Below are 19,977 nucleotides of genomic sequence, written 5' to 3'. Positions count from 1 at the left end.
GCCCATGGCCTAGTTATCATGTGCCGCTTTTTTTATTTTGTATTCAAATTGTAAAACCCTCAAATTCCACAAGGTCAAGGTCTGGGTAGCGGTAATTCTTTGATGTTCACTTCGTACTACAAGCTTGTCTTTAAATGAGGAAATGAACTTGGTCCATAATTGTCCCTTTGAGTCTTCCAGCAAAAAGTAAAATCCGCTATCCCCTATTCGATGTCCTGCGGAATCGAGTATGAGTTCACCGTTTCTTCCGACCTTAGGGGTTAAAATGACAGTAGCATTTCCATTGGGTAAAGGAAATATCGCTTTGATACCTGTCTGTCCCGATGGTATGGTACAGGTTTCATAAACCCCCGAATACACGATTTGATCGGTAGACTTAAAGGTTCGGAGCCAGACCGTTCTTTTGACTTCATTTGTTTTGGGGTCTACTAGTTGAATTATTTCACTTGTCAATCCTGACGGGTCCTTTATGTTTTTTATTGGGACGTTTAGTTGCTCTATTCTTTTGCTGAACAGTATGTTTAGTAAAACGCCGAAGCCCTTAAAAAAAGGATTCCATTTTACTTTTAACCGAAGGTCGTAATCAGATGTGTTTTGATAAAAGTCAACCACATCTTTAGATAAGGTATTTAATTCATTGGGAGACAGCTTGAGTTGGTCGATCGATTGAATCAATCCCTTGTTCCTTTTCCCATGATCCATATGTAAACCTTCTTTTTTGGCCAGGTAGTCGATAAATTTCAAACCAATACCATTGGTGCCGCCAAAAGGTCCTAAGAGCCATTGGTGTTCGGTCGTATCGATTTTCTTTCCAAAAAGAATAACCCATTGCTGTGTGATCCGATCTTGAAGACTTTGTTTTTTATGTGCTATTCCCATATCTACCGAAACCCTTATGTGGTGGGAATAAAATTTGATTTCCCTTTCCACTCGCCGAATTCGCCCAAAGGCTTAAACCTTAAAGTAGTAAACTCATAATGAAAGTTCTTTCTTTCTCTTTCTTTCATGGCGGCAGAATGTCTTTGAGGGCTTTCTACCGCACTATGACCATGGACCATATCGGTCATTTCTTTTTCCGTTTTCCAAATCGAAAAAGTCGAGACGGTATTGGGAAAATTGATAGACGCTAATGAAAGTACCGTACCCGGGTGGTCTCTCACCAGTTTTTCTACAGGTCTTCCCCAATGAATAAACCTTGGAAGGGCCAATGGCTTCATTCGTGCTATGGTGACTGCGACTACAGGCGCATTTGAACTTTCCGGTTGCGCTCTGTGCTTTGGTATTTCAAACCCGCTAAACTTTCCCCATTCCCTAATAAAGGACAGGCGCACGTGCCAAGCTTTAGCGAGCCTACGTCCAAAACGGTCTTCTTTCAAATAGTTTTCAAGGGCACTTTCGTTTTCCCATTGCATAAAAACGGCCACTTGCCCGAGTAAGATTCGAGACGAGGATAAGATAGGAGCGCCCAGGGTCATTGCCGTCATATATTCCGAGTGGATCAGCCCTTTCGTATTCTTGGCAATCGGATTCGAGAATATGCCTTTCATCGCATCAAAAAAGGGAAGTTTTACTAAATGATACGAGAATAGGCTCACTTTGACTTTATTTGAATTCGTAGTTCTATGCTGTTTTCAAGTCACATACCAGGAGGGTATAGTCATTGATGCTATTCTACTTATAGCAACTAAGGTAGTAAATCTCTCGTAACCTTGTGGCAGGCGTAGGGATACTTGTGTCAGCCGGGAAGTACATACCCCCTTCAAAGGGGGACTGTATTTGGATCTTGTATGGCTTTGATTTTTTCTGGTCAGGATGCCTATGTGGTGTGGGACTAACCTTCCCTAACGAAGCGGGAATGCCTTATTTTTTATGGGGCATCTTCATTTGGTAAAGGTCAAAACCTTTTGCCCAAAAATCCTTTTCCGTTTTTTCAAGTTCGAATCCCATTTTTTCATAAAACTTATGGGCCAATTGTGTTGTTCGAACGACGATTGAATCCATATTTTCAATCCCCTTCAAATGATCAAGCCGGTGTTGTATCAACGTTCTTCCCACGCCTTTTCCTTGGAAATTTGGGTTGATGATATCCCACGAAATTCGGGCAAGTCTTAATTTAGGGAAGTAATTTATCCCTCCTGCTCCAATAATGACGGCATTCTCTTCATAGACAAAGTAATCTTCCACTTCGCGATCAAGATAGTTTGATAAATCGGCTTCTTCGGAAGGAGCAAAAAAAGCAGGAGTATTCTTTCGTAGTAATTCGATTATTTTCGGTTTATCCTTATTTGAATATTTCCTGATCATTATGCGCGTTATGGTTTTTCAAATGAGAGCCAGTAGTACTATACTATTTCCTTGCGTTGAAGTGAAAATATGTCTTTACCTAATTCGTTAAACTTCTCAATAACCGAATCGCTACCATTGTCCATAATTTCCTTTCTTTCCCTTTCTGATATGGGCACCATCCATAGGAAATTGATTTTTGAGCCACGATAGTCCTCTAGTTCTGGCTTAGGGAGGATGTCCAATCTATTGGTGAGCCAAACAAAATTGAATATTGAAGAATTAAAACGCATAAAATTGATGGTGTGCCCTTCGCCTAAAAACGTAATATGGTCCCAAGGGATAGAAGATTGGGCACTTATCCACCTAGCCATTTCCTGTAATTCATCATCGGAAAAAACGGAATTCAATATAATTCCGAGCTCGATCCGATTCGACTCAAACCGGTCTTCAAAGTACATCTCAACCAAGGGCATAGGGACTAAGGAAAGTCCCACTGTCGCAAAGACCGTTTTTGACTCGCCCGCTCTCAAATAGAGGCCTTTAGGCGGCCATTCGTTTCCATCTATGGCGTAATACTTGTCGTGCTTCCCAAACGATTCATCGTAGGTGCCTAATATCAAGGGTTGTTGAATTTGAAAAGGGTTCAATTCATTGCCCCAAGAATCCCAATAGGCCTTAGATTGTTGTATCCTGTCCAAAAATTCATTTGATTTTGTCAATTCCCAAGCAAAATCCCCTTGTCCGATACAATCCCTTGCATATCCATAAAAGCCATTTTTTCCTCCCCAGCTTGGGATGATGGCAATTACTTCCCCATTTGCTAAAAGACTTGCGGCATCTCCTTCTTCGGTCCAAATAATTTCCAAATCATTTGGATCCAGTTTCCCCTGTCCTTCCTTGAACTTACAAAATTGTTCGGGCAGCATAGGGGGAATGCCCTTGTCCATTAATTTTTCTTCCAATTTGGCCGGGGCTTTTTTTAGATTTCTAACCCAGCAAGATTTTACCCCAAAATTTGTTTTTTCATCTCCCCATAAATAAAAGTAGACGACTCGGTTGTCTTGTTCCACAAATGCTTTAATCGGGCAAGAAGGTGATGCTTCCTCGATCAGGACTTCGGCTTCTTGAAATTCTTCTTCTTCGGATGAAAATATATTTTTTAGGAAACTCATGCTTTGGTGTTTTGGTCGAGTTGGTTATAACGTTAGGTATGTTTTGATATAATTAAACGGGCCATTCTTGAGAAAAATGTAGTGGTTCGTATTCTGTTAAATTATTGACAAAATTCTCAAAAAGTTTATAGCTATCTGTTTCGACCAGCATAATCGTATAACTATCCGATAGCGTATTAATAGCACATAGGGTTATCCCTTTTTTCTCAAGAACTCTACCATATAATCTATAGACTAAACCAATGGTTCCCAATTCGTTCAAATCACAAATATGGGGCTCTTCGAGCTTTAATGAAAAATTTTTATCCAATGCTATTTTAATGAACCTATCAAAATTTTCGCTTTCTTCTCTCCAATCAAAATAGCCATACATGTATATATCTTCTTCACACATATAATCATAAAGTTCCATAGAAGTAAAGAGATGGCCTTCGTCAATGAACTCATTATCAGTGTTTTTAGACAACTCTGCTAGCTTATTGATTATTTTTTCAGCATCATTATCCTTAAGTGCTAAGGAAGCTAAACCTTTTATGTTTTCAGTATTTATTTCTAGGGATTCAGCTTTTGTCTCTAAATTGTTACTTTTTTTAGACTTTTTAAAGAAATTAAAAATCCCCATAGTACATTTTTTTTAATTGTGTCAATAATTGGATGTGATTATTGATGCTATTCTAAATTGATAACGTCAAAAATAAGCATCTCTTATATCGCTTTACGGATAACATAAGGATGAGGCTTGCCCTAATCGAGGAATACCTCCCCCGCCCTGCCTGCGCGCGCCTTCAAAGGGGGACTCTATTCGGACCTTGTATTGGTTTGTTTTTTTTGGTCGGGGTGATGCATGGAAACTAGGGGGGCAGCATCTTTAATGAAGGGGTGGTGCTTCGGTCTTTACCGTTAGTTTTAAAGTCTAAACGGCTCCCATTTTCCCCCTATTCCATTCCGCTCTGCCCCAACTCCAATGGGCATTTCAAACAATTCGTTCAGGGTGTTATCGAGTTCCACAGCATTTTTTAAAGAAATGAGTTTTGCGTTTTCTTCCGTGTGGTCGTTCCCTCCACATAAGAATTGCCAATCTCCATCCGTATCGTGCGATGCATATAGTATCGGACATTTTTCATCAACTACATGATTGCAGGTAAAAACGGCCTTGTTTTCGGGGTCGTTAAATTTAAATTCCGGTTTGTTTTGGTCGTTTTTTCCTTTTCCGAATAGGTTAAATAGGCTCATAGCAATTAGTAAAGTGAGTAAAATTCATTTGTCATTCTTCGTAGTCTGAATTTTTCCAATGCACGCCACGAATGGGATATCATCATTAATGCTATCCTAAATTGACAACGTCAAAAATAAGTATCTCATATATCGCTGTGCGGATACCACGAGTAGGAGCCTTGCCTTAATCGGGGAATACCTCCCCTGCCCTACGGGCATCCCCCTTCAAAAAGGGGGGGGTTATCAGGAGTTGAACTACTCGGCGCTGGCCAACTGTCCGCTTTCGCCAGTATAGGTCACCCTATAAATGGCATCGCCAAAATCATCGGAAATCAGAAGGGAGCCATCTTCAAGGAATAGCACATCTACGGGCCTTCCAAAGGCTTCCTGGCTTTCTTCGTCCAACCAGCCGTCTATAAAGGTTTCATAAGCTACCGCTTCATTGTTTTCGATTTTCACCAAAGAAATCCTATAGCCAGATTTTTTAGAGCGGTTCCACGAGCCGTGTTCGGCGATAAAGGCGTATTTTTTATATTTTTCGGGAAACATAGCTCCGGTATAAAACTTTATGCCCAAGGGGGCTACATGGGCTCCTAGGGTCTGAATGGGCGCTACAAAATCGGAGCATGGGCGTTGGTCTCCGAACTCGGGATCCTTGATGGTACCACCGTGGCAAAACGGATAGCCATAATGCTGTCCGGCCTCCGTGACCTGGTTCAATTCACAGGGAGGAATATCATCGCCCATCATATCCCTGCCATTATCGGTAAAATACATTTCCTTGGTTTCTGGGTGCCATGTAAAACCTACGGTATTACGAACGCCCCTAGCATAGATCTCGCGGTTGCTTCCATCGGGGTCCATACGGCTAATGCTGGCAAAACGCTCATCTACCACGGTAGAATCACAAATGTTACAGGGAGCGCCTACGGGAACGTACAATTTGTCATCGGGGCCAAAGGCAATGTATTTCCATCCGTGATGAAAGGCCTCGGGAAAATCGTCATACACGAGCTTGGGTTCGGGTACACTGTCTAAATTGGCCTCAATATTGTCATAACGGAAGAGTTTGCTTACATCGGCCACATAAAGTGAGCCATTTCTAAAAGCGATTCCGTTGGGCGAATCAAAAATAGTATCCAACTCAATCACTCTGTCCGCCTTAAAATCCTTATCACGGTCTTGAATGGCATATACCCTTTTGTCGTTTCTAGTGCCCACGAAAAGAGTCCCGTCGTCACCCATGGCCATAGAGCGTGCACCATCGATACTGTCGGCGAATACCTCTATCTTAAATCCATCGGGTAAGTTCAGGCGGTCAATGGGGAGTTGGGACTTGGCTTCGTCATAGCTTACCGCGGGTTCCTTTTCTTCGGTTTTTTCCTTTTTGTCGTTACAGGCCGTAAAGCCAACCATTATCAGGGCGGCTGCAAATGTTTTTAGGGTAAGGTTTTTCATGTGTTTGTTGTTAGAGGTATTTTTTTAAATTTTCTTTAAAGAACGTAGCGCTATCGGCAATGCTCTGCATGTCGTTGTGGGCGAAGTTTCCGCCTTGCTCAATATAATAATACGCTAGGGCATCAGGGTCGATTTGCGACAGCATTTTTACGTAGTCAATGGAGCCATTGCCCAGTTCGGTATAGTCGCGGCTCACTTTATCCATATCCTTGATATGCCACATGACATAACGCCCCGGATGTTGGGCAATAAGCTCTTGTGGGGTACTGTTTGACGAATGTACCACCCAATACATATCCATCTGCAACTTGACCAAATCAGGGTCGGTTTCCCTTAGGATAATATCATAACCGGTTTGCCCATTGTGGTCGGTAAATTCAAAATCGTGGTTGTGATACGCAAAACCCAAGCCTGCGGCCTTTACCTGCTCCCCCATCCAATTCAATTTACCACTTAGTACCTTAAAGTTTTCAAGGGTTCTAAACTCGGGGGCCAACCAAGGCCAGGTAATATAGGGTTTGTCCAGGATTTGGGCCCCTTTGATACAGGCGTCCAAATAGGCTTTTAGCTCGTCTTCGGGTTTGTCAAAATAAGACGAAAAATTATAATGTCCGCTAGAGACGGTCAGGTCAAGATCATCCAAAATCTGTTTGAACTCCCCTGCCCTATACCCGTAATACCCGATACGGTCTGGGTCAAAACCATAAATCTCAAGGTCTTCATAGCCCATGGCCCTTGCCTTTTTAAGGCTCTCTATAGGGGCTTTCGCCATGGCATCGCGAATGGTAAACAGCTGTAGGCCCATTTTGAACTTGGGTTTACGGGCCAAGGGAAATTTGGTAATGGGCAGTAGGGTTGCGGCCGATGCCCATGTACTCCGTTTAATAAAATCTCTTCGTTCCATTATTGGCGATATCTCATTCAAAAAAAAGGGTCTGCCCGATAAGGCAAACCCGAATATATTACAAAGTTTTGGGAGAACGAAAATTTATACGATTTATGAAACCGATTCCAGTGCTTTCCCGATAAGGGTGTCGCCTTCTAGAATTTCTATGGTCGCATTGGTAAGGGCGTCATCGTGGAGGGCACGGACTAAGGTTTGGGCTACATCGTCCCTGCTAATGGAGCCGGATTGGCCTAAGCTCGACGCGGCCTTGATCTTTCCGCTTCCCTTATCGTTGGTCAATGAACCGGGGCGTACGATGGCATAGGTAAGCTTGCTTTCCTTTAAATATACATCGGCATTGTGCTTGGCCTTAAGGTATTCCTTTAGGTCGCTTGCCTGTTCGGGCCTATCGGCGCCCATGGAACTCAGCATTACGAATTTTTTTAGATGGACGGATTTTGAGGCATCTACCAGTTTGTTGGCCCCCTCTTCATCCACCTCCTTAACTTTCTTCCCTCCTGAACCGGCGGCGAATATTACCTTATCGATGTCCTTTACCGTATGCGATATATCCTCTTCCAAGTCGCCCAAGACCGTGGCAATGTTATCCTTTTCAAATTGAGCCTGTTGCGATGCCTTGCGCACCATGGCCACGGGGGTGAAATATTGTGATTCGTTGAGTAAGGCTACTATCTTTTTTCCTGTGGTACCGTTGGCACCCGCTACTAATACATTTTCCATTTCATCGTTTTTTTGTTCCTACAAAGTTACGTCTAAGCTATGGCGCGGCTTGATCCAGAATGATTCCTTTTTGCCCCAAAAACATTCCGTTGCGCTTCCCTACCTTTGCGGCATAATTTTTTTTGAATGGCCCATCAGCATTATAAGATCTATAAGCCTTTCGGACTCATCAGTCAGATGGGGTCGAACAATGTAAAGGAGAAACGTACCAAGCGCTTTATAAGCGAACTGTATGATTTTGTAGAAGGAAGTATGGCTATAGGAAGGCTGGACGAAAAATCGGAGGGACTCCTTTTAATGACGACGGACGGAAAATTGAGCGATACGGTGAACCGGTCGGGCATAGAAAAGGAATATTATGCCCAATTGGACGGTAGCATTAGTCCGGAAGCCATAGAAGAACTTCAGCAAGGCGTGGAAATCGGTATTGCAGGTAAAAAATACCGTACTAAGCCCTGTGCGGCGCGATTGATAAAGGAAGACCCGGGTTTTCCTAAGGCCCACCCCTTATTGCGTGTGGGGACGCATCGGCCTAATTCTTGGTTATCGGTGACCTTAACGGAAGGTAAATTTCGGCAAGTACGAAAAATGACGGCGGCGGTAGGCTTTCCTACCTTGCGATTGGTGCGGGTACGTATCGGGTCGGTGACCTTGCAAGGCATGAATCCGTCCGATGTTATCGATTTTCCGGATATGCCTGCGGTACTAAATCTCGAATGATCGAATTACTCGGTCAATTTTTGAATTGGGGTAAGCGCTACTTTTCTAAATTCGACTTCAGAACCTTCGGCCTGTAGGGCAATTTGTCCGCTCTGGGCGGTAGCCTCATAGCCATGGTTGACCATATCGCCGTTTACCCAAACCTTGATCTCGTTTTTCAGGCATTCTATGGTCATATGGTTCCACTCCCCTACGGGTTTTTCCGAACCATCGGTCAGGTTGACAATGCGTCGTTTCTTTCCTTCGGTAATACCCCATTCTTCTTTTGGCCCGCGTCGTTCCACCATATCATCTACCTTGATATCTTCGACAATACACCAAAAATCACCGGCATTCTCGTGCATCATCTGCACCTCAATGGATTTAGGGAACATCTTATAAAGGGAGCGCGGTGTAGAGGCAAAGACCAAGACACCACAATTGCCCGGTTCCCCGGCAAAACGATACTCAACGTCAAGGCGGAAGTCCTCGTACGAAGCATCCGTAATGATGTGGCCTGCAGGCGTTCCCAAGCTGACCAACATGCCGTCCCTCACAATAAAGGGGTTTCTGGCATCCGTGCTGTCCATGGCCGGCACATCAATATGCCACCCACTTAAGTCCTTGCCATTGAACAAGTTCTTGGCAGAGGGTGTACATGAACATAGGGTAGCAAAAGCTAGAGAAAAAACTAAGATGAATTTTTTCATAGACGTAGAAAACGGACATAGCATGCTGCCCTTTTATTAATATTGTATTATTTGAAAACGGCCGCTTAAATTTTCTTTACGCGAACGGCGTTCATACCCTTCATTCCCTTTTCAAGTTCAAAGGCTACCTTGTCGTTCTCATCGATTTCGTCGATAAGACCACTAACGTGAACAAAGTATTTTTCTTGATTTTCAGAATCGATAATAAAACCGAAGCCTTTGGAGAAATCGAAATAGGACACCTTACCGTTACGTACAGGGTCAAATTCCTCTTCTTCGCCTTCTACTTTCTTGGGAATGCCCAATACGATATCTTCGGCATCGACCTGAACTTTTTGGGATGGATCTGGTGGAGTATCTACAAGGTTACCATTATGGTCAACGTAAGCAAAAGGAATACCTTCGCCTCCTTCTTTAGCAGCAGCTTTTCGAGCTTCTTTCTTCTTTTGTTTCTCTTCTCGTCTCTTTAGACGTTTCTTCTCTTTTTCAGTCTTATTATAGGTTTGCTGCGATTTTGCCATTCGGTATTTTTCTTGTTTTAAAATTAGGAGGATAAGATAGGCATTTATTTTGATTTTATTATGATTTTCGGGCAAAGAAATTACATCTTTGGGGATGTTCGGCCCATTTTATATTAAAGAAGGTAATGTGCTTGAGCCTAGGTTGATACGGCAATTAATTCTGTAAGCTGGAAGGGCTTTTTTATTCTGGTTTCCATATGAATTAAAACTTCGGGCCCATTTTTGAAGCAAAAGAGGTCAAAACCCCAAAGCCTTCGCTTAAGATTCGTTCATTGTAATGGATAGAAAGGGATCCTTTCTAGGGCTAGTGGAATCCAAAAGGATAAAAACAAAAAAAATCCCTTTATACATCGCTTTTAGCTACATGCTTATTGGATTTTGTTTATATGGGAAAGCAAAAGAAAAGCCCTTATCCGATAAAGATAAGGGCTTTTTTATGTCTCTATTTATGAGGGTCAATCTTTTAATGAAATGGTCTCTTTGGTACCATCGGGATAAGTGAGTTCTCCGATATCATCACATTCGCCGTTACCGAAATCAACATCTACGGTCAATCCGTTTTTTGTTAGCTCCATAAGGCCTTTTCCGACGTAATCACATCCAAACTCGGCTTCAAGGTCGGACTTGATATTAACGGAATAGGTATTGCCATCGGCTTTAACGATCCATTCCCCGTCAACGGTAAGTTTTCCGGTTCCGAATTCCTCTCCTAATATGATGGTGGAGATCTTGTTTCCTTTTTCGCTAATTACGGAGTCGTCGGCCAGGGTCAATGACATATCACTGACCACATTGAATATGATTGAATTTTCTTCCCCGGCATCAAGGGAGATACTTCGGGTACCATCTAATTCGATGTCACCGACGATTAAATTGTCATAGCTTACGCTATAGGTATACGAATCGTCTTGTCCGCCATAGGTTACGGTCAATGAACCGCTAAGCACTTCCCCGTCGTCTTCGACTTTACATTGGTCAAAAGCGACCGTAAAGCCTGTGTTGGTATACTCGGCTTCGTAGCAACTGTTGTCTTTGGCCGATTTTCCCGATTGGCGATTCGTAAAAAGGTCTTGTATCACGGTATCCGCGGCACTGGTCATTTGGTCGGTTTCCAGAACGGTCTTGATTTCGGTCTGATCTACTTTTTGGTCTTGTCCGTCATTTAGTGTGCCTTCGTCATCATTAGAACAACTAAAGGCCAAAAAGGCAAGGGCGCCATATAGGGCGAAAGGTTTCATTTTCTCGAATAAATAACTCATGTCCATAATTTTTGGGTTACGCACTAAAAACGCAATCTTCTGTGTTTTAGTATGATTCCGGGCGTTTTTCAGATGAAAGGCCCAAAAAATAGTACCAACCGCATCCTAACTATTTTCAATGGCTATATGAAGTCGAAACCTGAATTTATTCCATCTAAAATCATCGTAAAATCGTATACGATTCATATATTTACGGAATGGGAATGAGCATAATACTACGCGACAAGGTAAGGGAGCATCTTTTAAGACAAATGCAAAAGGGCCATTTGCAGCCCGGACAAGGCATCAACCTGGCCGCCTTGGCGCGACAGCTCAAGGTGAGCGTAACCCCTATTCGAGAAGCCTTGACCCAATTACAGCAATCACATATCGTACGGGCCATACCCAACCGCGGATTCGTGATTGCGGCCGTAAACCCCGAAGAGGCAAAGAACCTCTATGAGCTGGTCGCCCATTTGGAAGTTCTAGCCTTGGAAGAATCGACCTTTGACGAAGCGGCGATTTCCAAACTCAAAAAGCAAAGGGACCTTATCGCCAAGGCCGAGAATGCCCTAGAACGGGTCAATGCCTATATGGAGTTTCACCGTCTGCTTACCTCGAACTACAAAAATCCCGTTTTTCAACAAATACTCAAGGACCTCAAAACCCGTGTTTTTTTCTATGAACGCGCCTTTATGTCCAACGATTCCTTTCACTATAATTCCAACGACCAGCACGACGCCATTATCTCGGCCATTGAAGACGATAATATTCCATCGGCCGCATTGGTTCTAAAAATGAATTGGATGCTCATAAAAAGCTATATCGAAAAGCAGCTTGTGGTGTTATAGATTCTTCAATAAAAATCAGTAAACCCTTGGTTTTTTTGCAGTGATTTTGCGCTCTTGCGTCATTATTCGTATCGATATCGTACAAAGTGTTGCGTACCTTTATGTTGTTCATTTTCAATGCTTCGGTTAAATAATCACAAAGTTTTTGTAAAATGAATTACGGATCGAAAATACAGATATACATTTGATCTATAATTCGATTGAAAACCGAAAAAGAGGACAACAATTTTTAATCACAGGCGTTTTAACGATACCTAAAAAAAACAATAAGATGGGTTACTTATCTCCACAAATCGAAGTTTTGGCCAAAAAGAAAAAGCGAGAAGAAAAATCATTGGTAAAGAGGGAATACTCTTGCGGTATTTTTCAAGACTACGGTGATTTAAGCCAGGATACTGAACGAATAAAGGACTAGTAGCTACTAGTTCTTCAATAAGGTTCGGGCTACTTCCAAAACGGTTTTCGCCTCTAGTTCGGGTGTGCCGTCCAAAGGATAGATGGCATGTCCTTCACGGGCAACGAAGGCGGTTCGTAAGCCTGCCCTTTTGGCTCCTAAAATATCCCATCCGTGGGCAGCGACCATCATGGTATTTTCTGCCGGAACCTTCATGGTCTCGAGAACCGCCCTGTAAGAAGCAAGCTCAGGTTTGTATCGTCCTACGGCTTCCACAGAAAAAATAGCGTCAAAATAATCGGCAAGACCCGCAAATTGCAATTGTGCATTTAAAAGTTTTCCGTTACTATTCGATAAGGCCACGAGTTTGATTTGGGCCTCCTTCAACATTTTTAAGCCTTCTTTTACATCTTCGTGCGCAGGCAACTTCTTTATATTTCCCAGAATGGCATCCAAGCGATCTTCCGATAGGTTTTTACCGAATTTCCGCATGGTCATCTTAAGGGTGGCTTTTCCGATAGTGCCGAAATCTACATAGTTACCCGTTAAAGTTTCGGTTAAGGAGTAATGCAGTAAGGTTCTAAACCACAAGGAAAAGGCATGTTCTGAATTTAATGATTCGTTAATCGCATTTTCCAGAGGTCCCATATCTAATAGGGTCTCGTTTACATCGAAAATCAGTAGCTCGGGTTTCTTTACTTTTGCCGACATTTTAGCTGCAGTTCAGTGGCTTCCTTTTTGAACATCGGTAATAAAACGGCGAAGATTCTCGGGAAGGTTCGATTCGTTAAATTGTGACTCGTAGACTTCCTTGCCATCGCTAAACTTTACCGTATAGGTAAATCCGTCCCTTAAATGGCTATGGTCTTCGCGTTTAACACTGACGGCTTCGAGCATTTCCTTTTCCGCTTCTTTATCGAGTTTCAATTCCCCTTCAAATTGCTTGGGAATACCTGTAAAACCTCCTTCTATGTTGATTTGATACTTCATTATGCTATAATTGGGCTTAGACCTACTTGCGTAAAACTACTACTGATAGCTTCAATTGCCTTTTCGGACACCTTGTTTTCCGAAATAAGTTGTTCTGCGGTACGGGTCAAGGTTTCTACCATATCGTTAAAATCTGCCGTGCGCCAGAGCGATTTTAAGGTTTCGAACCATATCAGGGCACAGTCATCTATGCCGATTTCAAGGCAGCAGAGATAAAAGGCCTTGTTAGGAATTCCTGAATTGATATGTACGCCTTGGTTATCCCCGCTTCCGTTATAGTAGTTGTCCATATGGTCGGGCTGGGTGTCAAAATCGTTGGCCGTTCCCGGTGCCTTCATAGAGCGGATGGCAACGCCGGGAAATCCCTCGGTAACCACACTGTCCCCTATAAGCCAATCGGCCTCTGAAATATCTTGCTTCAGGTATTTCTGTTTAATAATGGTGCCGAACACATCGGAAAAGTGCTCATTGAGAGCCCCAGGCTGGCTCTGGTATTCTAAATTGGCAAAAAATTGGGTCACCCCGTGGGCCAGTTCATGGGCCACAACGTCAATAGCACTGGCAAAATCGGTAAATTCCTTTCCGTCACCATCGCCATAGGTCATCTCATCGCCGTCCCAATAGGCATTGTTATAGCCCTCGCCATAATGAACGTTGGAAATAATATCCAGGCCGTTGCCATCAATGGAATTGAGGCCAAAAGTTTCTTTAAAATAATCGCGAACAAAACCCGAAGTCTCATAGGCCTTATTTACACTTGGGTCTTCTACGGCTTCCTGTCCCTCTTTTCGAACCAACTCCAAGCGTTGTTCGAATCGGTTTTTGGAGTCGTAGATATAGCGTTCACCCTTCCCCTCTTCCGGCTTGCGTAATAAGAGGTTGTTAAGGCTGTTCCTTCTTCGTTCCGCAATCCTACCCGTATCGTTCAAAGCCCTCTTACAACTGTTGTTGCCGAGTTTGGCCAGTTTTTCGAGCAAATAGGGAGGTACAATATAGCATTGGGCATGGGTACACATAAAAAATGGGGTTTCTGATTTACGATGTAATTTCGTACGTTTTTAGCTTACCTCCAAAAATTAAGCGTTAAGTTTTTCCCTTAAATAAGAAATAAAAAAGCTTATTCTTTGGGGAACAAACCTTGATCCAATCCCGGTACCAAAGCAAGGGCATTCTTATAATACACCTTCTTTAACACCTCGTCAGGCAGGTTGAGTCCGTACATGGCCCAAAAGGCGTGGTATTTTTTGTAATAGGGAAAATATTCGTCATTCGATTCCAAGACCCTAAAATAAGTAGGGAATTCCTCGGGTTTCCAGCTATCCTTCCCGAAGAGGATACGGTCTTGATACTTGATAAAAAATTGCCGTGCGTTTTGCGGCTGTCGCCCCAGTTCGGCAATTACCGCGGCTATACCCACATACATGTTGGGGATTTCATCGAGAAAGCGGCCCAATTGCTGTAAGTTATTGGCATACCAGCCCATATGGGCATTGATAAACTTTGTATTCGGGTGTTTTTTGAACATGCGGTGCTGTTCGTCAATAATTTGCTGCCAAGGGGCCGGATCCGTATCGCTCCGTTTTCTACGGGGATGGGTCTTTAGTTCCAACCAACGCTCGTTGTCGGCATCCATATCGTCCCAAAAAGATTTTGGGTCGGCGGAATGTATCAATACGGGCACACCCAGTTCGCCACATTTGGCCCAAATCGGATCTAGGCGTTCATCGTCTACAGCCAATCGCTTTCCTTCATTATCCACGTTTCGCAACCCTAGACTCTTAAAGACCTTTAGGCCCTTGGCCCCATTTTTAATATCGGCTTCCAATTGGGCCACGGCCTTTTCCGTCCAGCCCGGCTTTCCTGCCCCATCAAAGTCGACGTTGGCAAATACCACGAATCGATTGGGATAGGTTTTGGCTACGTTATCTACGCTTTCGGCCAGGCCACTGCCCGACCCTCCACTTAGGTTGACCATAACGGCCTCATTGAGGGCATCCATATCGGCTACCAAGCTTTTCAGGCGCGAAGCCCCCATGTTGCGCTGGTGACTGTGGATGTCGACAAAGGGATATTTAGCCTTGGTTATTTCATGCCCGGGCACCACTAAGGTAGATTTGGGGTTGTAGTCTTCAAAACTCATTTCTTGCGCCCATAGACCCGTGCAGGCCAAGAGCAAAAATGCGATGCTAATGTTCAGTTTCATTCTTATGCTTTAGTTGTTCGTAATCTTCGCTCGTATCGATATCAATGATGTTCTGTCCCGCAGAAACCCTAATGATATGGCTTCCTTCTTTTTGCAAGAGCTGCTTGGCCCCAAAATCCTTATTCAGTTTTAACAGGGCCTCAAAATACGGCTTGGGAAAAAGTGCGGGCACCCCTGCCCTATGCTTATATGTGGTGGCGATAATTTTATCCTTATGCCGTATGGAATGATCGATCAAGAGGTTAAGGTAGCTTTCTTCGATCAAAGGTTGGTCGGCCAGCATGATCAATATGCCTTCGATATCTTTGTCCGAGCCCATCAAGGATGCCGTTCCGTGCGCTATGGAACTCCCCATTCCCAATTCCCAGGCCGTATTTTCCGTAAAGGCAAAGGGCTCTGTTACCCCAGAGCGTATTTTTTCGGCATTTGCCCCTAAAACCGACAGTATTTCTGAGGCCTTCGACGCTTTTGCGGTGCGTATGGCCTGGCCCAAGAGCGTAGTGTCTCGCCAAGGAAGTAGCTGCTTGGGTTTTCCCATACGTGAAGACGCCCCTGCGGCCAAAATCAATATTGCGATACGATGTGGAGCATTTTTCATTAGGTGTGTATTCTTCCCAATTTGTTTTTGAGCATTATGGCTTCCTTGCCCCGGGTTACCGAAAGTATTTCCGATAGAATGGCCAAGGCGATTTCTTGAGCCGTTTCCGCTCCTATATCTAGACCGGCAGGGCCGTGTATGGCATCAAAAAAGGTATCCACCACTTCGGGGTAATGCTCTATAAACTCGTTCAATAGTTTTTCCCTTCGCTTGGCCGGACCGAGCAATCCCAGGTATACGGGTTTCGATTCCCTTATCGCTAACAAATACTTTAGGTCGCGTACATAACTATGTGTCATTAAGACGATTGCGGTTTGTTCGTCGATAGTATTGAGGGATAGCATTTCAGGTTCTTCGCTAAGGAAAAGGTCGGCCCCAGGAAAATCGTTGATGTTCTTTTCCTCCGCTGCGGAAGCTACGATGGTCACTTCCCAGCCCATTAAGGAAGCAAAGGAGCACAATTGTACCGCATCGTGTTCCGCACCGATTATAATCAGTTTAAAACAAGGGTTCATTTGTTGCTCGAACACAGGGAAATCGTCGGATGGAACGACCTTGGGCCTTAGCCCAATTCTATTTTTTCCGAAAACAAAGAACGAAGCCAAGGCTGCACGGCTTCCTTCCTTTTTGATATAGGAAGAACGAATGGTAAACTGTTCCCTGTGCTTTATGGTAAGCTCAAAGGCCTCTATAAAAGATGTACTTGGGGCGAAAGGTTCTATTAAGATATAGAGAATGCCTTCGCAGCCCAATCGGTAACGCCCATCATAGATCATCATCTTGGGCACACCGTCGTTAAAGACGGTATGGGCCTGCCTAAAGATTTCCTTTTCGACACAGCCGCCACTGACCGCCCCGATCATTTTGCCGTCTTCACGTATGAGCATACGTACTCCTGGTCGGCGGTATGAAGAGCCTTCTAAAGCAACGACCGTCGCGAGGACGGTCTTTTGCTTCTTTTCTTTGGCGAGCTTATAGGCCCTAATAATGTTTTTTAGTTCATGCGTCATACAAATCGGAATCGCTTAAGTACAATCGGTCTAGTAGGAACGGTCCTCTATGGACTATCCCAATATTTCTTCTTGTTTGGCTTGCCACAATTCTTCCTGCTCTATAAAAGGTTGTTTGTAGACCCGCTTGCCGGTGGCCGCCTTTAAGGCATTGGCTACCGCACCACCAGCAGGTGGTAAAGTGGGTTCGCCCAAACCGGTAGGCGATAGTTCGTTTTGTACCAGATAGGTTTCTACCGCGGCTGCATCTTTCATTCGGCCCAAACGGTACTTGTCAAAATTCTTTGCGGTAGGTTGGCCGTTTTCGAAACCGAAACTACCGTACATACTGTGTCCGATACCGTCTACGATACCTCCCTCTATTTGGTTCAGGGCCCCTAAAGGATTGATGACAATGCCACAATCGACCACACAGGTTACCTTTTTGACCACCGGAAGGCCTTTTTCAATGACCACGTCCGCTACTTCCGCCACATGGGTATTATGGCAATAATAGGCAACAAAGCCTTGATACGTCCCTTGGGGCTGTTTTCCCCAACCGGACTTATCGACGGCCATTTTTATAACCTTTTGCATACGTTCCGGGGAATATTCGATCCGCTCGTCCGTAGTGCCCTTTACTTTTTCCAATAAATCTAAGCGTAGCTTGATCTTGTCCACTTCCATTTCTTCGGCTAGTTCATCAAAGAAACTCTGTTCGGCATAGGCCAAGAAGTTGGTGTACGGTGCCCGCCATGCTCCCGTAGTAATATTGCTTTTATAGTTGGCCACGTCGACTTGGTAGTTTTCGACTGCACCGGCCGGAAAGAAATTCGGGATCAATCCGTACATGTTTCCATTGATGGCGGCCTCTTTTAACTGGTAGCCTGTTAATTGCCCATCTTTAATGGCCGCTTTGATCCTGTATTTTATGGAAGGCCTGTATACCCCGGTAGACATGTCGTCTTCGCGGGAAGAAACCATTTTTACGGGCTTTCGGATAGCGTCACTGATCTCTGCCGCTTCATAAACGAAATCCCCATACAGCCTTCTTCCGAAACCACCGCCCATACGGGTCATTTCCAAGTGGATATCGGCCACATCGCGCCCTAAAAGTTCGGCGACGGTATTTGCCGCATCCTCAGGGGTTTGCACCGGTCCTACCAAATGAATCTTCTCATCGGTTACATGGGCGAAAAAGTTCATGGGTTCCATACAGTTGTGCGGAAGGAAGGGAGATTCGTAGGTACGCTCCAATACTTTATCGGCCTGGGCGAATGCCTTGTTGACATCGCCATCCTTTCTCATGGTTACAAAATCTTTGCCATCTAAAAGGGCATTGAGTTTTTCGTCATGAAACTCGGTACTTTCAAGAGGGGTCGCATCGGACCAAGTGGCCTTGATGGCTTTTTTACCCTTGAAGGCATCCCAAGTTGTCTTTGCCAAAACGACCACCTTTCCGCTCCCGCTTAATTGGGCCGTCCAGTTTACTTTGTCCTTTTCCAATAAAGCCTTGGCCTTATCGCCAATTTGAATGACGTCGATAACCCCGGGTATGGCTTTGGCCTCGGTAGCATCAAAGGAAACCAATTCCTGTCCGAATGCCGGTGGCCTAAGTACAGCGGCATAGACCATGCCCTCTACCTTATAATCCATACCGTACAAAGGCTGTCCGGTAATGATTTTATCGATATCGACATTGCGTTGGTCGGTGCCTATTATTTTATAGTCCTTGGGTTCTTTTAAGGTAACATTTTCAGGAACTTCCAAAGCTGAGGCCTCCTCGACCACATCGCCATAACTTAGGGTTTCCCCGGCCTTATTCGTGATGATTCCTTCGCTAACGGACAATTCGGAAGCATCGACGCCCCAACGTGCCGCCGCGGCGTTCACCAACATTTGCTTGGCCGTAGCCCCTGTCTGGCGTAAGGCATCCCACCCGAAGCGAATGGACTGGCTACCCCCTGCGATTTGTCTGGTATAGTTTTTTGTATCGAGCACGCCTTGTTGTACATAAACATTGTCCCAAGCCACATCTAGCTCTTCGGCAATGATCATGGGCATAGCTGTTTTTACCCCTTGTCCGATTTCAGGATTGGGCGAAAAAATGGTCACGGCCCCATTTTTGGCGATTTTTATAAAGGCATTGAAATCGTTGTAATTTAAATCCGCTAAATCGACCGGAGGTTTGACATCCGATTTGCAGGCGGTAAAAAGATTGAAACCTATTAGGAGTCCCCCACTCGCCAATGACGAGGTGCGTAAAAAGTTTCTTCGACTAAAAGGTATGGATGGTGTTGACATGAGCTGTAAATTATAGAATTAAAGCTTTTCTTGTGATCAAAAGCCTAATGGTATGTTTTGTTAAGCCATTTTTTCGGCCGCTACGCCCACCGCTTTCTTTATACGGTTATATGCGGAACATCTACAAATGTTACCGTTCATGGCCTCGGAAATTTCTTCTTCCGTAGGACTGGGGTTCTTTGCCAAAAAAGCCGAGGCGGTCATCATTTGACCTGCCTGACAGTACCCGCATTGGGGTACGTCAACTTCTTTCCAAGCCTGTTGCACAGGATGCGAGCCGTCTTCAGAAAGCCCTTCGATGGTAGTGATCGACATGCCTACGGCCGAGGCCACGGGCAATGAACAACTTCTGGTGGCATTGCCTTCAACATGTACCGTACAAGCACCGCATTGGGCTATCCCGCAACCAAATTTAGTGCCGACCATGTTTAAATGGTCTCTCAAGACCCATAATAGTGGAGTGTCTTCACTTGCCTCTACCGTGTGTTCTTTTCCGTTAACCGTTAGTTGATACGTTGGCATAAATATCGTTTTAGTTTAAAGTTTTGTGTTAGATCTACACAAGGTATTAAAAAATTAAGATTTCATCTTCGTTTTAACAATTTCTTTGGAGTTGTAACAGACCATGTAGAATAAGGAAAACCGATGCAATCCCCAGAAAAAATAATTCTTAAAAATTAGTGAACTAATTTCGAAATATCCATTTCATGCCTTAATTTTAG

At 44.1% G+C, this 19,977-nt stretch carries 23 protein-coding genes; 3 read left to right on the top strand and 20 right to left on the bottom strand.

From position 1 onward, the window contains the following. Positions 1 to 9 precede the first annotated feature (9 nt). The 9 genes from B4Q04_RS08850 to B4Q04_RS08810 form a co-directional block, all read right to left on the bottom strand. Positions 10 to 879: a hypothetical protein gene (locus tag B4Q04_RS08850; RefSeq protein WP_013995521.1), complete on the bottom strand. Its 870-nt coding sequence runs from the start codon at positions 877 to 879 to the stop codon at positions 10 to 12. Between the two features lie 14 nt (positions 880 to 893). Then, positions 894 to 1,595 carry a hypothetical protein gene (locus B4Q04_RS08845; RefSeq protein WP_088696588.1) on the bottom strand — a complete coding sequence of 234 codons (702 nt, stop codon included), beginning with the start codon at positions 1,593 to 1,595 and terminating at the stop codon, positions 894 to 896. Between the two features lie 265 nt (positions 1,596 to 1,860). Next, positions 1,861 to 2,304, bottom strand: coding sequence for a GNAT family N-acetyltransferase (locus B4Q04_RS08840; protein WP_013995519.1), 444 nt, complete (start codon positions 2,302 to 2,304; stop codon positions 1,861 to 1,863). Positions 2,305 to 2,342: 38 nt separating this feature from the next. After that, complete coding sequence (locus B4Q04_RS08835) at positions 2,343 to 3,458, bottom strand: suppressor of fused domain protein (RefSeq protein ID WP_088696587.1); 1,116 nt, start codon at positions 3,456 to 3,458, stop codon at positions 2,343 to 2,345. Between the two features lie 52 nt (positions 3,459 to 3,510). Beyond that, a complete protein-coding gene (locus B4Q04_RS08830; RefSeq protein ID WP_088696586.1) occupies positions 3,511 to 4,080 on the bottom strand; it encodes a hypothetical protein in 570 nt (189 codons plus the stop codon). Positions 4,081 to 4,364: 284 nt separating this feature from the next. Continuing rightward, on the bottom strand, positions 4,365 to 4,691 hold the full coding sequence (locus tag B4Q04_RS08825; RefSeq protein ID WP_013995517.1) for a hypothetical protein: 327 nt from the start codon (positions 4,689 to 4,691) through the stop codon (positions 4,365 to 4,367). A 237-nt stretch (positions 4,692 to 4,928) separates the two neighbouring features. Beyond that, positions 4,929 to 6,131: a PQQ-dependent sugar dehydrogenase gene (locus B4Q04_RS08820; protein ID WP_088696585.1), complete on the bottom strand. Its 1,203-nt coding sequence runs from the start codon at positions 6,129 to 6,131 to the stop codon at positions 4,929 to 4,931. A gap of 10 nt (positions 6,132 to 6,141) precedes the next feature. After that, a complete protein-coding gene (locus B4Q04_RS08815; RefSeq protein ID WP_013995515.1) occupies positions 6,142 to 7,035 on the bottom strand; it encodes a sugar phosphate isomerase/epimerase family protein in 894 nt (297 codons plus the stop codon). A 93-nt stretch (positions 7,036 to 7,128) separates the two neighbouring features. Continuing rightward, entirely contained in the window at positions 7,129 to 7,758 is a 630-nt protein-coding gene (locus tag B4Q04_RS08810) for an SDR family oxidoreductase (RefSeq protein WP_088696584.1), read from the bottom strand. 126 nt (positions 7,759 to 7,884) lie between these two features. Here B4Q04_RS08810 and B4Q04_RS08805 point away from each other — a divergent pair, with 126 nt between their 5' ends. Continuing rightward, complete coding sequence (locus tag B4Q04_RS08805) at positions 7,885 to 8,478, top strand: pseudouridine synthase (protein ID WP_088696583.1); 594 nt, start codon at positions 7,885 to 7,887, stop codon at positions 8,476 to 8,478. A gap of 5 nt (positions 8,479 to 8,483) precedes the next feature. On the opposite strand, the gene B4Q04_RS08800 is transcribed toward B4Q04_RS08805, so the two are convergent. From B4Q04_RS08800 to B4Q04_RS08790, 3 genes are all read right to left on the bottom strand, one after another. Beyond that, positions 8,484 to 9,167 carry a DUF1080 domain-containing protein gene (locus B4Q04_RS08800; protein ID WP_088696582.1) on the bottom strand — a complete coding sequence of 228 codons (684 nt, stop codon included), beginning with the start codon at positions 9,165 to 9,167 and terminating at the stop codon, positions 8,484 to 8,486. 65 nt (positions 9,168 to 9,232) lie between these two features. Then, positions 9,233 to 9,688, bottom strand: a complete 456-nt coding sequence (locus B4Q04_RS08795; RefSeq protein WP_013995511.1) for a cold-shock protein — start codon at positions 9,686 to 9,688, stop codon at positions 9,233 to 9,235. 455 nt (positions 9,689 to 10,143) lie between these two features. Continuing rightward, positions 10,144 to 10,947 carry a hypothetical protein gene (locus B4Q04_RS08790; RefSeq protein ID WP_123772349.1) on the bottom strand — a complete coding sequence of 268 codons (804 nt, stop codon included), beginning with the start codon at positions 10,945 to 10,947 and terminating at the stop codon, positions 10,144 to 10,146. A 203-nt stretch (positions 10,948 to 11,150) separates the two neighbouring features. On the opposite strand from B4Q04_RS08790, the gene B4Q04_RS08785 reads away from it, so the two are divergent. Together B4Q04_RS08785 and B4Q04_RS22830 are read left to right on the top strand one after the other, a co-directional pair. Then, positions 11,151 to 11,777, top strand: a complete 627-nt coding sequence (locus B4Q04_RS08785) for a GntR family transcriptional regulator (protein WP_231854774.1) — start codon at positions 11,151 to 11,153, stop codon at positions 11,775 to 11,777. Positions 11,778 to 12,048: 271 nt separating this feature from the next. Further along, entirely contained in the window at positions 12,049 to 12,192 is a 144-nt protein-coding gene (locus B4Q04_RS22830; RefSeq protein ID WP_173427285.1) for a hypothetical protein, read from the top strand. Positions 12,193 to 12,198: 6 nt separating this feature from the next. On the opposite strand, the gene B4Q04_RS08775 is transcribed toward B4Q04_RS22830, so the two are convergent. The 8 genes from B4Q04_RS08775 to B4Q04_RS08740 all read right to left on the bottom strand — a co-directional run bounded on the left by B4Q04_RS08775 (position 12,199) and on the right by B4Q04_RS08740 (position 19,777). Continuing rightward, complete coding sequence (locus B4Q04_RS08775; RefSeq protein ID WP_013995506.1) at positions 12,199 to 12,882, bottom strand: haloacid dehalogenase type II; 684 nt, start codon at positions 12,880 to 12,882, stop codon at positions 12,199 to 12,201. 12 nt (positions 12,883 to 12,894) lie between these two features. Beyond that, positions 12,895 to 13,161, bottom strand: a complete 267-nt coding sequence (locus tag B4Q04_RS08770; protein WP_013995505.1) for a protealysin inhibitor emfourin — start codon at positions 13,159 to 13,161, stop codon at positions 12,895 to 12,897. After that, positions 13,161 to 14,177: a M4 family metallopeptidase gene (locus B4Q04_RS08765; protein WP_088696580.1), complete on the bottom strand. Its 1,017-nt coding sequence runs from the start codon at positions 14,175 to 14,177 to the stop codon at positions 13,161 to 13,163. Before B4Q04_RS08765 ends, B4Q04_RS08770 begins: the two co-directional genes overlap by 1 nt. A 101-nt stretch (positions 14,178 to 14,278) precedes the next feature. Then, complete coding sequence (locus tag B4Q04_RS08760) at positions 14,279 to 15,364, bottom strand: amidohydrolase family protein (RefSeq protein WP_088696579.1); 1,086 nt, start codon at positions 15,362 to 15,364, stop codon at positions 14,279 to 14,281. Continuing rightward, positions 15,348 to 15,962, bottom strand: a complete 615-nt coding sequence (locus B4Q04_RS08755; RefSeq protein WP_088696578.1) for an NTP transferase domain-containing protein — start codon at positions 15,960 to 15,962, stop codon at positions 15,348 to 15,350. Before B4Q04_RS08755 ends, B4Q04_RS08760 begins: the two co-directional genes overlap by 17 nt. After that, positions 15,962 to 16,972, bottom strand: coding sequence for an XdhC family protein (locus tag B4Q04_RS08750; protein WP_088696577.1), 1,011 nt, complete (start codon positions 16,970 to 16,972; stop codon positions 15,962 to 15,964). Before B4Q04_RS08750 ends, B4Q04_RS08755 begins: the two co-directional genes overlap by 1 nt. A 54-nt stretch (positions 16,973 to 17,026) precedes the next feature. Further along, positions 17,027 to 19,255: a xanthine dehydrogenase family protein molybdopterin-binding subunit gene (locus B4Q04_RS08745; RefSeq protein ID WP_088696576.1), complete on the bottom strand. Its 2,229-nt coding sequence runs from the start codon at positions 19,253 to 19,255 to the stop codon at positions 17,027 to 17,029. A 60-nt stretch (positions 19,256 to 19,315) separates the two neighbouring features. Then, a complete protein-coding gene (locus tag B4Q04_RS08740; RefSeq protein ID WP_013995499.1) occupies positions 19,316 to 19,777 on the bottom strand; it encodes a (2Fe-2S)-binding protein in 462 nt (153 codons plus the stop codon). Positions 19,778 to 19,977 lie beyond the last annotated feature (200 nt).

The sequence above is a fragment of the Zobellia sp. OII3 genome (genome assembly GCF_002211465.1).
GTDB lineage: Bacteria > Bacteroidota > Bacteroidia > Flavobacteriales > Flavobacteriaceae > Zobellia > Zobellia galactanivorans.
The sequence above is the reverse complement of the archived record's forward strand: the minus strand, read 5'-3'. Positions and strand labels throughout refer to the sequence as shown.

Bases quoted from the DNA above. Each gene is read 5' to 3' on its own strand.
- B4Q04_RS08850 (WP_013995521.1), bottom strand. From the start codon at position 879: ATGGGAATAGCACATAAAAAACAAAGTCTTCAAGATCGGATCACACAG.
- B4Q04_RS08840 (WP_013995519.1), bottom strand. From the start codon at position 2,304: ATGATCAGGAAATATTCAAATAAGGATAAACCGAAAATAATCGAATTA.
- B4Q04_RS08835 (WP_088696587.1), bottom strand. From the start codon at position 3,458: ATGAGTTTCCTAAAAAATATATTTTCATCCGAAGAAGAAGAATTTCAA.
- B4Q04_RS08830 (WP_088696586.1), bottom strand. From the start codon at position 4,080: ATGGGGATTTTTAATTTCTTTAAAAAGTCTAAAAAAAGTAACAATTTA.
- B4Q04_RS08825 (WP_013995517.1), bottom strand. From the start codon at position 4,691: ATGAGCCTATTTAACCTATTCGGAAAAGGAAAAAACGACCAAAACAAA.
- B4Q04_RS08820 (WP_088696585.1), bottom strand. From the start codon at position 6,131: ATGAAAAACCTTACCCTAAAAACATTTGCAGCCGCCCTGATAATGGTT.
- B4Q04_RS08815 (WP_013995515.1), bottom strand. From the start codon at position 7,035: ATGGAACGAAGAGATTTTATTAAACGGAGTACATGGGCATCGGCCGCA.
- B4Q04_RS08810 (WP_088696584.1), bottom strand. From the start codon at position 7,758: ATGGAAAATGTATTAGTAGCGGGTGCCAACGGTACCACAGGAAAAAAG.
- B4Q04_RS08805 (WP_088696583.1), top strand. From the start codon at position 7,885: ATGGCCCATCAGCATTATAAGATCTATAAGCCTTTCGGACTCATCAGT.
- B4Q04_RS08800 (WP_088696582.1), bottom strand. From the start codon at position 9,167: ATGAAAAAATTCATCTTAGTTTTTTCTCTAGCTTTTGCTACCCTATGT.
- B4Q04_RS08795 (WP_013995511.1), bottom strand. From the start codon at position 9,688: ATGGCAAAATCGCAGCAAACCTATAATAAGACTGAAAAAGAGAAGAAA.
- B4Q04_RS08790 (WP_123772349.1), bottom strand. From the start codon at position 10,947: ATGAGTTATTTATTCGAGAAAATGAAACCTTTCGCCCTATATGGCGCC.
- B4Q04_RS08785 (WP_231854774.1), top strand. From the start codon at position 11,151: ATGAGCATAATACTACGCGACAAGGTAAGGGAGCATCTTTTAAGACAA.
- B4Q04_RS22830 (WP_173427285.1), top strand. From the start codon at position 12,049: ATGGGTTACTTATCTCCACAAATCGAAGTTTTGGCCAAAAAGAAAAAG.
- B4Q04_RS08775 (WP_013995506.1), bottom strand. From the start codon at position 12,882: ATGTCGGCAAAAGTAAAGAAACCCGAGCTACTGATTTTCGATGTAAAC.
- B4Q04_RS08770 (WP_013995505.1), bottom strand. From the start codon at position 13,161: ATGAAGTATCAAATCAACATAGAAGGAGGTTTTACAGGTATTCCCAAG.
- B4Q04_RS08765 (WP_088696580.1), bottom strand. From the start codon at position 14,177: ATGTGTACCCATGCCCAATGCTATATTGTACCTCCCTATTTGCTCGAA.
- B4Q04_RS08760 (WP_088696579.1), bottom strand. From the start codon at position 15,364: ATGAAACTGAACATTAGCATCGCATTTTTGCTCTTGGCCTGCACGGGT.
- B4Q04_RS08755 (WP_088696578.1), bottom strand. From the start codon at position 15,962: ATGAAAAATGCTCCACATCGTATCGCAATATTGATTTTGGCCGCAGGG.
- B4Q04_RS08750 (WP_088696577.1), bottom strand. From the start codon at position 16,972: ATGACGCATGAACTAAAAAACATTATTAGGGCCTATAAGCTCGCCAAA.
- B4Q04_RS08745 (WP_088696576.1), bottom strand. From the start codon at position 19,255: ATGTCAACACCATCCATACCTTTTAGTCGAAGAAACTTTTTACGCACC.
- B4Q04_RS08740 (WP_013995499.1), bottom strand. From the start codon at position 19,777: ATGCCAACGTATCAACTAACGGTTAACGGAAAAGAACACACGGTAGAG.